Annotated in this window: 15 protein-coding genes; 8 read left to right on the top strand and 7 right to left on the bottom strand. The window is 71.9% G+C overall.

The window, feature by feature from the left end; translation table 11 throughout:
• The first annotated feature begins 56 nt into the window (after positions 1–56).
• The gene (locus ACNF49_RS19110) at positions 57–737 is read left to right on the top strand and encodes a TetR/AcrR family transcriptional regulator C-terminal domain-containing protein (RefSeq protein WP_357965054.1); all 681 of its coding nucleotides are present in this window, start codon (positions 57–59) and stop codon (positions 735–737) included.
• Here the strand turns inward: ACNF49_RS19110 and ACNF49_RS19115 are convergent.
• Complete coding sequence (locus tag ACNF49_RS19115) at positions 674–1,390, bottom strand: neutral zinc metallopeptidase (protein ID WP_482944551.1); 717 nt, start codon at positions 1,388–1,390, stop codon at positions 674–676. The genes ACNF49_RS19110 and ACNF49_RS19115 overlap by 64 nt on opposite strands.
• Positions 1,391–1,753: 363 nt before the next feature.
• Here ACNF49_RS19115 and ACNF49_RS19120 point away from each other — a divergent pair, with 363 nt between their 5' ends.
• Positions 1,754–2,443, top strand: coding sequence for a sulfite exporter TauE/SafE family protein (locus tag ACNF49_RS19120; protein WP_357965048.1), 690 nt, complete (start codon positions 1,754–1,756; stop codon positions 2,441–2,443).
• Between the two features lie 9 nt (positions 2,444–2,452).
• Here ACNF49_RS19120 and ACNF49_RS19125 read toward each other — a convergent pair whose 3' ends face one another.
• Positions 2,453–2,992 carry a DinB family protein gene (locus ACNF49_RS19125; RefSeq protein WP_357965046.1) on the bottom strand — a complete coding sequence of 180 codons (540 nt, stop codon included), beginning with the start codon at positions 2,990–2,992 and terminating at the stop codon, positions 2,453–2,455.
• Between the two features lie 50 nt (positions 2,993–3,042).
• Here ACNF49_RS19125 and ACNF49_RS19130 point away from each other — a divergent pair, with 50 nt between their 5' ends.
• Positions 3,043–4,086, top strand: coding sequence for a phosphotransferase family protein (locus tag ACNF49_RS19130; protein WP_482944553.1), 1,044 nt, complete (start codon positions 3,043–3,045; stop codon positions 4,084–4,086).
• A 42-nt stretch (positions 4,087–4,128) separates the two neighbouring features.
• Here ACNF49_RS19130 and ACNF49_RS19135 read toward each other — a convergent pair whose 3' ends face one another.
• The gene (locus tag ACNF49_RS19135; protein WP_482944554.1) at positions 4,129–4,443 is read right to left on the bottom strand and encodes a hypothetical protein; all 315 of its coding nucleotides are present in this window, start codon (positions 4,441–4,443) and stop codon (positions 4,129–4,131) included.
• A 242-nt stretch (positions 4,444–4,685) separates the two neighbouring features.
• Here ACNF49_RS19135 and ACNF49_RS19140 point away from each other — a divergent pair, with 242 nt between their 5' ends.
• From ACNF49_RS19140 to ACNF49_RS19155, 4 genes are read left to right on the top strand one after another with little or no spacing between them, the layout of a single operon-like run.
• Complete coding sequence (locus ACNF49_RS19140; protein WP_482944555.1) at positions 4,686–5,804, top strand: sugar ABC transporter substrate-binding protein; 1,119 nt, start codon at positions 4,686–4,688, stop codon at positions 5,802–5,804.
• A gap of 60 nt (positions 5,805–5,864) precedes the next feature.
• Positions 5,865–6,629 carry an ATP-binding cassette domain-containing protein gene (locus ACNF49_RS19145; RefSeq protein ID WP_357965035.1) on the top strand — a complete coding sequence of 255 codons (765 nt, stop codon included), beginning with the start codon at positions 5,865–5,867 and terminating at the stop codon, positions 6,627–6,629.
• Positions 6,626–7,888 carry a sugar ABC transporter permease gene (locus tag ACNF49_RS19150; RefSeq protein ID WP_482944556.1) on the top strand — a complete coding sequence of 421 codons (1,263 nt, stop codon included), beginning with the start codon at positions 6,626–6,628 and terminating at the stop codon, positions 7,886–7,888. Before ACNF49_RS19145 ends, ACNF49_RS19150 begins: the two co-directional genes overlap by 4 nt.
• 35 nt (positions 7,889–7,923) lie before the next feature.
• Positions 7,924–9,129 (top strand): ROK family transcriptional regulator, encoded by a 1,206-nt coding sequence (locus ACNF49_RS19155; RefSeq protein WP_352325906.1) that lies wholly within the window; start codon positions 7,924–7,926, stop codon positions 9,127–9,129.
• On the opposite strand, the gene ACNF49_RS19160 is transcribed toward ACNF49_RS19155, so the two are convergent.
• From ACNF49_RS19160 to ACNF49_RS19170, 3 genes are read right to left on the bottom strand one after another with little or no spacing between them, the layout of a single operon-like run.
• Positions 9,126–9,875: a neutral zinc metallopeptidase gene (locus ACNF49_RS19160; protein ID WP_482944557.1), complete on the bottom strand. Its 750-nt coding sequence runs from the start codon at positions 9,873–9,875 to the stop codon at positions 9,126–9,128. The two genes, ACNF49_RS19155 and ACNF49_RS19160, sit on opposite strands and share 4 nt — an antisense overlap.
• 36 nt (positions 9,876–9,911) lie before the next feature.
• Entirely contained in the window at positions 9,912–10,721 is an 810-nt protein-coding gene (locus ACNF49_RS19165; RefSeq protein ID WP_482944558.1) for a neutral zinc metallopeptidase, read from the bottom strand.
• Positions 10,722–10,774: 53 nt separating this feature from the next.
• Positions 10,775–11,662 (bottom strand): neutral zinc metallopeptidase, encoded by an 888-nt coding sequence (locus ACNF49_RS19170; protein WP_482944559.1) that lies wholly within the window; start codon positions 11,660–11,662, stop codon positions 10,775–10,777.
• A 140-nt stretch (positions 11,663–11,802) separates the two neighbouring features.
• Between ACNF49_RS19170 and dxs the strand changes: the two genes are divergently transcribed.
• Positions 11,803–13,695: a 1-deoxy-D-xylulose-5-phosphate synthase gene (dxs, locus tag ACNF49_RS19175; protein WP_482944560.1), complete on the top strand. Its 1,893-nt coding sequence runs from the start codon at positions 11,803–11,805 to the stop codon at positions 13,693–13,695.
• On the opposite strand, the gene ACNF49_RS19180 is transcribed toward dxs, so the two are convergent.
• Entirely contained in the window at positions 13,640–14,278 is a 639-nt protein-coding gene (locus tag ACNF49_RS19180) for a DedA family protein (protein ID WP_357965022.1), read from the bottom strand. The genes dxs and ACNF49_RS19180 overlap by 56 nt on opposite strands.
• Between the last annotated feature and the right edge of the window lie 52 nt (positions 14,279–14,330).

A 14,330-nucleotide genomic window follows, 5' to 3' on the forward strand; every position in this document is an offset into this window, starting at 1 on the left:
ACGGCGTTAAATCTAACAGCGTTAAGGATGCATTGAACGTTGTTAAGCTGTCAACCGTGGCACTTGAGAAGGGCACCATCGTGGCCGCGGCGCTGCGGCTGCTCCAGGAGACCGGGCTCGACGGGCTCACGCTGCGGCGGCTCGCGGGCGAGCTGGGCGTCCAGGCGCCCGCGCTCTACTGGCACTTCAAGAACAAGCAGGAGCTCCTCGACGCGATGGCCGAGGCGATGACCGCCGCCCACATGACCCGCCCCGCGCTCACCGAGCCCGCCGCCTGGCGCGAGTGGATGCGCGACCACGCCCACCGCGACCGGGCGATGCTCAACTCCTACCGCGACGGCGCGCGGCTGGTGGCCGGCACCCGGCCGTCACCGGTGCTGTTCGAGGTGGTGGAGCGGTCGGTGGCGGCCCTGGAGTCGGCCGGGTTCGCGGTGGGCGACGCCGTCCGCGGGTTGTTCGCGACGAGCGTGTACGTCGCCGGGTTCGTGCTGGAGGAGCAGGCCGACCGGACGCGGCCGGACGCCGACGGCGCCATGCCCGACCTGGCCGCCTTCCAGCGGGCCCATCCCCGGCTGACGGCCGGGCTGGCGGAGGTGGGCGACCCGCAGGGGGAGCGGTCGTTCGAGGACGGGCTGCGGCTCATCCTCGACGGCATGCAGGGCCGCCTCGACCGTCAGGAGACCCGCGAGGCGGGGGCCGACCAGGTGTCGCAGGCCGCCGGCGAGACCGCCCGGTAGCCGCGCTCCAGCCAATGGACGCGGTTGGCGCCCGTGCCGTGGCTGTGCTCCTCGCCCTCGTCGCCGGCGGCCCTGGTGGCGTCGAGCAGCGCCGTCCAGTCCTGCCGGGTACGCCGCAGCGACGGCCACACGCTGCCCAGGAACGCGCCGGCCAGGCAGTCGGCCTGGAGCTCGTAGCGCCGGCTCTGCGTGCCCTTGCGCACGCCGAGGAGGCTCTGCACGTGATGTCCGTACTCGTGGGCGGCGACCTTGAACGGGTAGAGGTCGGTGCGGCCCTCGATCCAGGCGCCGGTCAGGGGGAAGACGAGGGTGTCGCGGCCGATGCAGTAGAAGGCCGCCGCGTGCTCGGGCCAGGCGATCCCGCACACCTCACGCACCGGCTCGTCGTAGTAGCGGACGACGGGCTTGCGGAACGTCCGGCCGGTGCGGCTGAAATGGGCGGCCCACGACTTGTCCAGGCATTTCACGACCGCTGTGAGGTACTCGCGGCTCCTGGGGATCCCGCCTGAGCTGATCGGCGTCTCGGGGCACGCCGACCGGCCGAGCCTGGGCGCCGCGGCCTCCACGGGCCCGGCCTGGAGGACGACCGCCAGCACCGACAGGGCGACGAGGGCGACAAGGGTGAAGGGGGCGCGCGAAGCGGGGGAGTGCACGCTGAGCAGCATAGGGCTTCGCCAACAACGCCCTCGCCTCTCACGCGGCCCCCCGCACCCCGCACCCCGCACCCCGACCCCGACCCCGACCCCGCACCCGCACCCCGCACCCGCACGTGGCACCCCGTGCCCCGTGCCCCGTACTCAGCCTGGCCCATGCTCGGCTCGGCTCGCGCTTCCTGGCCTCCACTCGCCGGCCTCCGCTCAGTCCGACCTGCCTGCGGGGTCGGCCCCCGTTCGGCGCGGTCCGGTCGTTGTGAGGTGCGTCCGTTCGGTGGGGGGCTGTCCATCGGGGGTGACTCTGGGTGAGGGTGGTTGACTTTCGGCGTGAGTGATGCGGGATTGGTGCTGCTTGTCGGGAGTATGGCGGTTTTTCTGGGTGCAGTCGTGCAGGGGAGTGTGGGGTTCGGGCTGGGGCTGGTGGCCGCGCCCGTGCTGACGATGCTCGACCCCAGCCTGATGCCCGGCGCGATCCAGGTGGTCAACATGACCCTGCCGCTGTTCACGCTTGCCGCCGAGTGGCGACGGGTGGACTGGCGGGGGCTGGGGTTCGCGCTGCTGGGCCGGCTCCCCGGCAGCGCCGTCGGCGCCGTCATCGTCGTGTACGTCTCCGTCCAGGCGCTCGGCGTGCTGGTCGGCGTGATGGTGCTGCTGGCGGTCGGGCTCACCGCGCGGACGGTCAGCGTCGTCCGCAACGGTGCGACGATCACCGGCGCGGGCTTCGTGTCCGGGATCACCGGCACCGCCACGGGCATCGGCGGCCCGCCCCTGGCGCTGGTGTACCAGAGCGCCAAGGGGCCGCAGATCCGGGCCACCCTGGCGATGTTCTTCTTCCTGAGCGCCGCCCAGTCGATCGCCATCCTGGCGTTCGTCGGCCACCTTCCCGCCCGCGCGCTGGCCACGGGCGCGACCCTGATCGTGCCGATGATCCTGGGCTTCCTGGCGTCGCGGCCGCTGCGGCGCTACCTGGACGGCGGCAAGGTGCGGGCGGCCGTCCTGGTCGTGGCCACCGCGTCGGCGCTGGCCCTGATCGCGCAGAGCGTGCTCGCCTGACCCGCCCGGCTACTCGCCGGTCTGGCCGTCGACGGACTCGCGGATGAGGTCGGCGTGGCCGTTGTGCCGGGCGTACTCCTCGATCATGTGGACGAGGATCCAGCGCAGGTGGGGGCGGCGGCCGTCCGGCCAGGAACGCTGGGCGGGCTGGTCGAGCCCGCCGGCGGCCAGCGCCTCGGCGGTCAGGGCGCGCGAGCGGGCCACCGCGTCCCGCCAGAGGGCGCGCAGCTCGTCGGGGGAGTCGTGGGCGGCGGAGTGCCAGTCCCAGTCGGGGTCGGCCGTCCAGTCGACGGTGTCCCACGGGGCGTGCGGGTCGCGCCCGTGCAGCATGCGGGAGAACCAGTGGTCCTCGACGTAGGCCAGGTGCTTGAGCATGCCGCCGAGCGTCAGCGAGGACGCGGCGGTGGTGGCGTCGAGGCCCGCCGCGTCGAGGCCGGAGCACTTCCACTCCAGGGTGGCCCGCAGGAAGTCGAGGAAGCCCAGGAGGGTCTCGGTCTCGTCACCCATGAAGGGCGGTTCGGGGCGTCCCTGCTCGTCGAATTCGGTCATGGTCGGGCAGTCTAGCCACAGGGTGATTCCCGGCCTTTCTGTACGCTCGCATGGTGATCAACGTGGTGGAGTGGACCAGGTTGGAGCCGTGGCGGGTCGCCCGCGCCCGTACCGACCGCGACGAGACCGTGATCATCAAGTGGACCGGGCCGCACGCCTCCCGCGCGCGCGACGAGCCGTGGCGGGTGCGCACGGAGGCGGCCGCCCTGCGATTCCTGTCGGAGGACCTCGGGGCGGCCCTGGCGCCGCGCGTGCTGGCCGTCGACCTGGCGGCGGGACGGCTGGTGCTGGAGGACCTCGCGCCGCGCGCCGCGCTCGACGGGCTGCTGCGCCGCCACGGCGCCGGGACGCACGCGGACCGGCTGACGGCCGCCGCCCGCACCCGGGGCGAGCTCGGCGCGATCACCGCGGGCCACGCGGCGGCGTACTACCGGCGGCGTGCCGCGCTCGGGCCCGTCGATCCGGCCGCCGACCGGCTCGGACGGGTCGCCCGGCAGCGCGAGTCGGGGATGCCGTCGGTGCTGGGGGTGCCGGTCTCGGGCGGGGTGGAGCGGGAGTTCGGCGCGGCGCTGGCGGAACTGGCCGAGCCCGGGCCGTTCCTGGTGCTCAGCAACGGCGACGCCGAGGCCAACAACGTCCTGGTGCGCGCGGAGGGGCCCGCCGACGCGCGGCTGATCGACTTCGAGTTCGCCGGGTTCACGCACGCGCTGCACGACGCGGTCCCCCTGCACGTGCCGGGTCCGGGCTGGCTGTCGGTGGGCGGCCCGGCCGAGGGCGAGGCCTACCGGCGGGCGCTGGCGGCCGGGGTCCCGCAGGCCGAGGACGACGGGCGTTACGGGAGGGGGCTGGCGGCGGCGTGCGTGTCGTACGCGCTGGCCCGGCTCACCCGGCTGGCGGTGCTGGACGGCCGCCCGGCGGGGGACGACAGCCGGGCCCAGCTCGTCGCGATCCTGGAGGCGGCCGCCCGTACCGCCGAAGGGGCGCTGCCCCGGCTGGCCGGGTGGTGCCGCCAGGTCGCCGCGGCCCTGCGGCGCCGGTGGCCGGACGCGGACGTCGACTTCGGGGCGCTGGCCCCGTACACCTCACGCCGCTGAGCGGACGGCCCCCGCGGACGCGGGGGCCGGTGCGGCGCTCGCCTAGGAGACGGAGAAGCTCCCCGACCCGGCGGGGACGTGGCTGCCGTAGCCGGGCCGGACCGTGACGGACGGCCCGAGACAGAACGGGTCGCCGTGCACGCGCACGGGCTGGTCGGTCTGGTTGTTCAGCACGTGCGCGGCGAGCGGCAACCGCGTGCAGCCGCTGGGGTCGTCGTAGATCTCCAGGGGGACGGGCTCGGTCTGGAAGACGACGACCTGGCCGGTCGCCGCCAGCGCGGGCGCGGGCGCGAGCAGCGGAACGGTCGCGGAGGCGAGGGCCAGGGTCAGCAGGGCCAGGCGGGCACGGTGGCGCATGGGCGGGGTTCCTTTCGTTTCGAGGGCCCCTCCATCCTCACGAGCCTCACCTGTCACACACAGTAACTAAAAAGTTACTGTCAGTTACCAAGCCGAGCCCCCGGTCACGGGTCTGCGTTTCTGGATTGTTACCGGAAACAACAAACTGCCGGACGGAAGGGTCTTCCAAAGCAGGCCGTGGCGGAATACGTTGCCGCAAACAACATTCATCCGGGCCCCTCCGGAAGAAAGGACCCTGCATCATGCGCAAGGGGATCCTCAGCCTGACCGCCGCGGCGGCGACGCTCGCCCTCGGTCTCACCGCCTGCGGGGGCGAAAGCGGTCAGACCGGCACCACCTCCACCTCCTCCGCCTCGGCGACGCAGCCCGCGAAGGCCGGCAAGATCGGCGTCATCCTGCCGGACAGCAAGTCGTCGGCGCGCTGGGAGACGGCGGACCGCAAGTACCTGGAAGAGGCGTTCAAGGCCGCCGGCGTCCAGTACGACATCCAGAACGCCCAGAACGACAAGACGGCGTTCCAGACCATCGCCGACCAGATGATCACCAACGGGGCCACCGTCCTGATGATCGTCAACCTGGACAGCGGCAGCGGCAAGGCCGTCATCGAGAAGGCCAAGTCGCAGGGCGTGGCCACCATCGACTACGACCGCCTGACCCTGGGCGGCGGCGCCGCCTACTACGTCAGCTTCGACAACACCAAGGTCGGCACGCTCCAGGGCGAGGGCCTGAGCAAGTGCCTGGCCGACAAGAAGGCCGACAAGCCCATCGTCGCCTACCTGAACGGCTCGCCGACCGACAACAACGCGACCCTGTTCAAGAACGGCTACGACGGCGTGCTCAAGCCCAAGTTCGACGCCGGCGAGTACGTCAAGGGCCCCGACCAGGCCGTGCCCGACTGGGACAACACCCAGGCCGGGACGATCTTCGAGCAGATGCTCACCCAGCAGCCCAAGATCGCCGGCGTGCTGGCCGCCAACGACGGCCTCGGCAACGCCGCCATCACCGTGCTGAAGAAGCAGAACCTCAACGGCAAGGTGCCGGTCACCGGCCAGGACGCCACCGTCCAGGGCCTGCAGAACATCCTGGCGGGCGACCAGTGCATGACGGTCTACAAGGCGGTCAAGAAGGAGGCCGACGCCGGGGCCAAGCTCGCCGTCGCGCTGGCCAAGGGCGAGAAGCCCGCGGCGAGCGCCAGCGTCAAGGACCCCGAGACCAGCCATGACGTGCCCTCCGAGCTGCTTGAGCCGCAGGCCATCACCTTCGACAACGTCAAGGACGTCGTGGCCGACGGTTACGTCACCAAGGAGGAGCTCTGCACCGCCGACTTCGCCAAGAAGTGCACTGAGGCCGGAATTCAATAGCATGGACGGGCGCGGCCGGGTGCCACCGGCGCGAGGCCGCGCCCCTCTTTAGGGAGCCCCATGACCCCCCTCCTCGAAGTGCGCGGGATCGACAAGAGTTTCGGTCCGGTGAAGGTGCTGCACGAGGTCGAGTTCTCCGCCTACCCCGGCGAGGTCACGGCGCTCGTCGGCGACAACGGCGCCGGCAAGTCGACGCTGGTCAAGTGCATCGGCGGCATCTACCCCATCGATTCGGGCCAGATCCTCTTCGACGGCCGCCAGGTCACCGTCCACACCCCCCGGGACGCGGGCGAGCTCGGCATCGAGATCGTCTACCAGGACCTGGCGCTCTGCGACAACCTCGACATCGTCCAGAACATGTTCCTCGGCAGGGAACGCAAGAACGGCTTCCTGCTCGACGAGGACAGCATGGAGGAGCTGGCCGAGAAGACGCTCAGCAGCCTGTCCGTGCGCACGGTGAAGTCCATCAGGCAGCAGGTCTCCAGCCTGTCCGGCGGCCAGCGGCAGACCGTCGCGATCGCCAAGGCCGTGTTGTGGAACAGCAAGGTCGTCATCCTCGACGAGCCCACCGCGGCCCTCGGCGTGGCCCAGACGGCGCAGGTGCTCGAACTCGTGCGCAGGCTGGCCGACACGGGCCTCGCGGTCGTCCTCATCTCGCACAACATGAACGACGTGTTCGCCGTCTCCGACCGGATCGCGGCGCTCTACCTCGGCAGGATGGCCGCACAGGTCAAGACCGCCGACCTGACGCACGCCCAGGTCGTCGAACTGATCACCTCGGGTCGCAGCGGCGAACTCGGCCTCAAGAACGGGGTCACCCCATGAGCAAGGTCAAGGAACTCCCGGGCGAGGCCATCGTCGTCGCCGCGCAGTCCCCGTCAATCGCGCACAGCGTGCGGGCGTACTGGGAGCGCGTCCGGGGCGGCGACATGGGCGCGCTGCCCGCCGTGCTCGGCCTGATCGTGCTCTGCACGGTCTTCGCCCTGGCCCGGCCCGCCTTCGTCACCTCGATCAACTTCGCCAACCTGTTCACCCAGGGCGCGAACGTCACGCTCATCGCCATGGGCCTGGTCTTCGTCCTGCTGCTGGGCGAGATCGACCTGTCGGCCGGGTTCGCCAGCGGCGTCTGCGCGGCGGTGCTCGCCGTCACGCTGGCCACCTTCGGCCTGCCCTGGTACGTCTGCGTGCTCGCCGCCATCGCCACCGGCGTGCTGATCGGCGTCGTGCTCGGCACGCTGGTGGCCAAGGTCGGCATACCGTCGTTCGTGGTCACGCTGGCCGCCTTCCTGGCCTTCCAGGGCCTGGTCCTGGTGCTGGTCAACGAGGGCACGAACATCTCCGTCCGGGACAGCGTGATCGTCGCCGTCGCCAACAAGAACCTGCCGCCGCTGCTCGGCTGGATCCTGTACGCGGTGTGCGTGGTCGCCTTCGCGGCCGTGCAGCTCCTGCGGGCCAGGAACCGGTCCGCGCGCGGCCTGGTCGCCGACCCGCTGTCGCTGATCGCGGCCCGCGTGGGCGCCCTGGCGCTGCTCGGCGGGCTCGCGGTCTACGTGCTCAACCTGGAGCGCAGCCGCAACCCCGCGCTGGTCTCGCTCACCGGCGTGCCGATCGTGGTGCCGGTGATCGTCGTGCTGCTGGTGGTGTGGACGCTGGTGCTGCGGCGCACCGCGTTCGGCCGGCACCTGTACGCGGTCGGCGGCAACACCGAGGCCGCGCGCCGGGCGGGCATCCCGGTCGACCGCATCAAGATCGCGGCGTTCGTGATCTGCTCCTCGATGGCGGCGGTCGGCGGGATCGTGGCCGCCTCCAGGGCCAGCTCGGTCGACCCGAACACGGGCGGCAGCTCGGTGCTGCTGTACGCGGTCGGCGCGGCCGTCATCGGCGGCACCAGCCTGTTCGGCGGCAAGGGGCGGGTGCTCGACGCGGTGCTCGGCGGCGCCGTGGTGGCCGTGATCGAGAACGGCATGGGCCTGATGGGCTACGGTGCGAGCGTGAAGTACCTGGTCACCGGGTGCGTGCTGCTGCTCGCCGCGGGCGTCGACGCCCTGGCGCGCAAGCGGGCGGCTGCTGCTGGTCTAAGGTGATCAGCGACCCGCAGCCCCTGAAGGAACCCCAGACGATGCGTGCCGGACCGTCCCAGGAGGACATCAGGCGCCACAATCTCGGCGCGCTGCTTCGCCATGTCCATCTGGGCGGGCCGATCTCGCGCGCCGAGCTGACCTCGAAGATGGGGCTCAACCGCAGCACCATCATGGCGCTGACGTCCGACCTGACCGCCGCCGGGCTGGTGCGGGAGGAGCTGCCGCGGGAGACCGGCCGGGCCGGCCGGCCCTCGCTGGTGGTGCGCCCGGAGTCGGCGCGCGTCTACGTGTTCGCGTTCGACGTGGGCCCCGACCGGCTCGTGGCGGCGCGGGTGGGGCTGGGCGGCGTCATCCTCGACCGCAGGGAGACCACCCGCGACCGGGGCAGATTCGCCCTCGACGAGCTGGCCGGGGTGCTGTCGGGGTTCGCCAGGCAGATGCGGCGCAAGACGCGCGACGACACCGTGTGCGTCGGCGCCGCCGCCGCCGTGTCCGGCGGGGTGCGCAAGGGCGACGGCGTGGTGACGTTCGGGCCCAACCTGATGGCCCACGACGTGCCGTTCGGCGAGGAGCTCGGCCGCAGGCTGGGCCTCGGGCTGCCGGTCAGCGTGGGCAACGACGCCAACCTGGCGGCCCTGGCCGAGCACAGCCGCGGCCTCGGCGTGGGCGTGCGCGACCTCATCTGCCTGCACGGCGACGTGGGCATCGGCGGCGGCATCATCACCGGCGGCCACCTGCTCGGCGGCTTCGACGGCTACGGCGGCGAGGTCGGCCACATGGTCGTCAACCCCGGCGGGCGCGAGTGCTCCTGCGGCTCGCACGGCTGCCTGGAGGCCGAGGTGGGGGAGCGGGCGCTGCTGGAGCTGGCCGGCCGCTTCGGGCCCGGCCAGCACGGCCGCGACGCGGTGCGGGCCGTGGTCGACGCGGCCGACCGGGGCGACATCGTCGCGCAGGAGGCGCTGAGCCGGGTCGGCGACTGGCTCGGGCTCGGCGTGGCGAACCTGGTCAACATCTTCAACCCGGAGATGGTGATCTTCGGGGGCATGTTGCGGGAGGTCTACCTCGGCTCGGCGGCGCAGGTCCGCACCCGGCTGGCGCTGCACGCCATGGCCCCCCAGCGCGAGCACGTACGGCTGCGCACCTCGGCGCTCGGCGACCACGTGACCCTCGTCGGGGCGGCCGAGCTGGCCTTCGCCCACGTGCTGGCCGACCCGCTGGAAGTGCTGGCCAGGGTCAGCTCCTAGCGCACCCGGGCCTTGGGGGCCGTCCAGGTGTCGCAGGCGGCGGCGGAGCCGTCGCGGTAGCCGCGGTTCTGCCAGTAGGCCAGGTTGCGCGGGCGTCCATGGATCTTGCTGTAGTCCGCCCGGCGGACGGCGTCCAGCCAGTCGCGCCAGGTGACGTCGGGTTTGATCGAGGTGAGCGCCGCGCTGTAGAAGACGCCGGCGAAGCACTCGGCCTGCATCTCCAGCCGGTGGCTGAGCAGGGTGCGGGCCCCCGTGGAGGCGGGCTGGTACAGGGCGTTCTGCGCGTCCAGCACGCCGGTGAGCTCCTGGACGTGGTGTCCCCACTCGTGCGCGACGGAGTGCGCGATGTTCATCCTGAACGGGTCGTCCAGGTCGTGCTTCATGATGCGGATGACGATCGTGCGCTGCGCCGGGCAGTACTGCGCGCCGTTGGCGGTGATCCGGCCGCAGACCGAGTCGCCGCCGGTGGTGACGGTCACCTTGGGCGGGGTGTAGGTCAGGCCCGCGGCCGCGAACCGGCTGGCCCAGAAACGGTCGGCGCACCTGGCCATGGCCCGGTGGAACGACTTGAGCGAGGCGGCGCTGCCCGTCCTGATGGCGGGGACGGCGCACGCCAGGCGTTCCCGCGAGACGACCGGCGCGGCCGACAGGCCCCCTCGCGCCGGGCGGCCCGCCGCGGCCGACGGAGCCGGCGACAGCAGAACCGCGATCATGCACATGGCGAGCGCCATGAGGGGAATGCGCACGATCGCGGATCTTAGAGGAGTTTGTACGAGTTTGGCTTAGCCGACCTTGCCCTTGGGAGCGGCCCAGGTGTTGCAGGAGCCCGCCGACTTGCCGGTGAAGCCGCGCTTGAGCCACCACGCGACGTTGGCGTCCGAGCCGTGGGACAGGTCGGCCGACGAGCGCGTCTTCACGCCGAGCGCGCTGAGGTCGACGTCGTGTGTGCCCTTGAGCAGGGAGTCGAACTCCTTCTGGCTACGGCCCAGCGAGTCCCAGACGCTGCCCATGAACACCCCGGCGTAGCACTCGGCCTGCAGCTCGGTACGTCGCACCGGCTCCAGGTTCCGCGGGTTGTCCAGCACGTACTCGCCGCGCTTGTTGTGCCGGAGCATGCCGGTGAGCTTCTGGACGTGGTGGCCGTATTCGTGGGCCACCACCAGCATCAGCACCGGGTCCGAAGGCTCCTCCACGACGTTCGGGCTGAGCAGGAGGGTCATCGTCCTGTTGACCGGGCAGTACAGCGCCTGCGCGCCCCCCGGGAAGCCGCCGCAGCCCGTGGGGGCGCCCAGCTTGGTGATCACCCGGAACTTCGGCTTGCTGAAGGCGAAGCCCGCCTGCTTGAGCTTGGGGCCCCAGGCCTTGTCGAGGCATTCGAGCACCGCCTCGAAGTAGACCCGCGCCTCGTCCTCGGTCCCGGACTGGACCGGCGGCTCCTCGCACGTTCTGAGCGCGAGCCGGCCGGTCTTGTAGATCGGGTTCTTCGTCAGGACCGGCTTGCTCGCCGGGGCGGCCACGGCCGCGTGGGCCGTACCGGCGACGAAAACGCTCGCCAGTGCTCCGGCAATGATCGCCAATCGGGGGGTACGCATGGGAAGGCACCCTACAAAAGAGGGAGATCCAGGTAAAGCGGAAATGCCCGACGTCACTGGACGTTTCGTGCAGCCGCCGCCCACGTGTTGCAGGCGCCCGGCGCGCCCCGGTTGAAGCCCCTGGTCATCCAGGCCGCCTGCGTCGGGCCCTTGCCGTGGTCGTTCTGCGGCCAGCCCTTGGCGCCGTTCTTGTAGAACCACTGGACCGTGTAGTCCCAGTCGGACTGGTTCACCAGCCCGGTGCCCTTCATCGTGCTCATGAAGACGGCGGAGAAGCACTCGGCCTGCAGTTCGGACCGGCGCGAGAGCTGGAGGCGCCCGGCCTTGCCCGCGGTGGACCTGGCCGTCCAGAAGTAGTTCCAGATGCCCGAGGCCTGCTGGACGTGGTGGCCGTACTCGTGGGCGATCAGGCGGCTGATGCCCAGCGGGAACGGGTTGCGGAGCTGGTCGCGGCCGATCAGCAGGTACATCGTGCGGTCGGTGGAGCAGTAGACGCCGTCGGCGCCGGTGTTCCAGGCGCCGCAGGGCGTCCTGACCTTCTTGGTGATGATCCGCAGCCGCGGCTTGCTGAACGGCAGACGGGCCTTGCGGAACTGCGTGGCCCACGCCCTGTTCAGGCAGTTCGTCACCCGCGTGAGGAAGCGGCGGTAGGCGATCATGCTGCCCGCGGGCAGCGCGCCCGGCGCGCAGTTCGCGTCGGCGAGCCTGCCGGTCCGGTAGAGGGCGTTGGCCGTGGCCTGCGCCTGGCCGCCGGGCGCGGCGGCGCCGGCCCGGGCCGCGGCGGGCGGTGAGGCGAGTTTCTGGGCTTGGCTGACCGGCGCACGCTCGGCCGAGGTCGGGGCGACGTCGGAGAGCACGAGCACGAGGGAGGCGGCGGCCATGGCGAGGGCGAGAGCCGCGGCGACCAGAACCGCGATCCTGCCTTTAGGGAGGGAGTTCATATGTCCGGAAAGACTAGGTCAAGATCGGACATATGTGGGTGGATTTGACTCGATGGAGTCAGTGAGACGTCGGCGAACTAGACTCTTCTGCGTCGTCGAAAAGAAGCAGACGGCGAACGAGGCAGAGGGGAGTCGCATCCGTGAGCGGGTTGCTGGGCTCGATAGAGGGACCGCACGACGTCAAACGGCTCGCTGTTGAGGAGCTGCCGCGGCTCGCGGGGGAGATCCGTGACCTGCTCGTCGACGCCTGCGCCAGGTTCGGCGGCCACCTCGGGCCGAACCTGGGCGTGGTCGAGCTCACCATCGCCGTCCACCGCGTCTTCGACTCCCCGCGCGACCCGGTGATCTGGGACACCGGCCACCAGGCGTACGTGCACAAGCTGCTCACCGGCCGCGCGGCCGGCTTCGAGGCGCTCAAGCAGGAGGGCGGCCTGTCCGGCTACCCGAGCCAGACCGAGTCCGAGCACGACTTCGTCGAGAACTCCCACGCCTCCACCGCGCTGTCCTACGCCGACGGCCTGGCCAAGGCGTTCAAGCTGCGCGGCGAGCGCGAGCGCACGGTCGTCGCGGTGATCGGCGACGGCGCGCTCACCGGCGGCATGGCCTGGGAGGCGCTCAACAACATCGCCGCGATCAAAGACCTGCCCGTCGTGATCGTGGTCAACGACAACGGCCGCTCCTACTCCCCGACCATCGGCGGCCTGGCCTCCCACCTGTCCTCGCTGCGCGTCAACCGCCGCTACGAGGACATGCTCGAATACGTCAAGGACAAGCTCGGGAACGTTCCGGTCCTCTACGACGCCCTCCACGGCTTCAAGAAGGGCGTCAAGGACGTCCTGGCCCCGCAGGTCATGTTCGAAGACCTCGGCCTGAAGTACGTCGGCCCCATCGACGGCCACGACGAGCAGGCCATGGAGGCGGCGCTGCGCAAGGCCCGCGCCTTCCGCGGCCCGGTCATCGTGCACGCCCTCACCCAGAAGGGCCGCGGCTACACCCCCGCCGAGAACCACGACGAAGACCAGTTCCACTCGCCCGGCGCCTTCGACCGCGCCACCGGCGCCGAGAAGCCCAAGCCCCGCATCTGGACCAACGTCTTCAGCGAGGAGCTGGTCAGGCTCGGCAAGGAGCGCGAGGACCTGGTCGCCATCACCGCGGCCATGCTCCACCCCACCGGCCTCAACGCCTTCGCCGACGCCTTCCCCGACCGCATCTACGACGTCGGCATCGCCGAGCAGCACGCGCTGACCAGCGCGGCCGGCCTCGCGCTCGGCGGCCTGCACCCGGTCGTGGCCGTCTACGCCACCTTCCTCAACCGGGCCTTCGACCAGCTCCTGATGGACGTCGCCCTGCACCGGCTGCCGGTCACCGTCGTCCTCGACCGGGCCGGCGTCACCGGCGACGACGGCGCCAGCCACAACGGCATGTGGGACCTGTCGATCCTCCAGGTCGTGCCCGGCCTGCGGATCGCGGTGCCGCGCGACGGCGACCGCGTCACCGAGCTGCTGCGCGAGGCCGTGGAGGTCACCGACGGGCCGACCGTGCTGCGCTTCCCCAAGGGCCCGGTGGCCGAGCCCCTGGAGTCCGTGGGCCGCCTGGGCGAGATGGACCTGCTGCGGGCCGCCGAGGGCGAGCCGGACGTGCTGCTGGTGGGCGTCGGCCCGATGGCGCACGTGTGCATGGAGGCGGCCGTCCTGCTCGACGCGCAGGGCATCTCGGCCACCGTGGTCGACCCGCGCTGGGTCAAGCCGCTCGACGAGGCGCTGACGCTGGCCGCCGGCGCCCACAAGCTGGTCGCCGTGGTCGAGGACAACGGCCGCGTGGGCGGCGTGGGCGACGCCGTGGCCCGCCTGCTCCGCGACGCCGACGTCGACGTCCCGGTGCGCACCTTCGGCATCCCGCAGGAGTTCCTCGACCACGCCAAGCGGGCCGTGATCCTCGGCCGCATCGGCCTGACCGGGCAGGACCTCGCGCGCCAGATCACCGAGGCCGTCGCGAAGCGGACCTCCCGCGTGGAGCAGCCGGTCCGCCGTTGAGCACCCGGCGGACCACGGCGGTGATCGCCAGCATGACGACCACCGCCGCGGCCGCCGCCGGCAGCAGCAGGTACGCCTGCCGCCGCGCCATCTGCCCGGCCACCGCCCCCAGCACGATGTACGTGCTCACCCACGCCGTGCTGCCCAGCAGGGCCCACGGCATGAACCGGCGGTAGGGCATGCCCACCGCGCCCGCCACGGCCGGCGTCAGCGCGTGCACCACCGGCAGGAAGTAGGCCAGGGCCAGCGCCCAGCCGCTGCGCCGCAGGATCTGCTCCGCGCGGGCCCAGCGCTCCTCGCCGACGCGCCGGCCGAGCCTGCTGCGCCGCAGGCGGGGGCCGTACCGGCGGCCCAGGCGGTGGCCGCCCGTCGCGCCCAGGAGGCAGGCCAGCACGCCGGTGCCGATCAGGGCCAGCGTCTCGGGCACGCTGCCCGACGTGGCGCCCGCGACGAGCAGCAGGCCGTCGCCCGGCGTGATCAGGCCGATCCCGACCGAGGCGTCCAGGGTCAGGAAGACCAGGACGAGCGACAGCACCACCGCCACGTCCTGACCGGCCAGCGTGTCCAGCAGGTCGTCCACCATGATGCGGGTCCGCTACCCCCGACGAGGCGCTTCACCGGCGTGCCCGGCGCGA

Source organism: Actinomadura sp. ATCC 39365 (assembly GCF_054392275.1).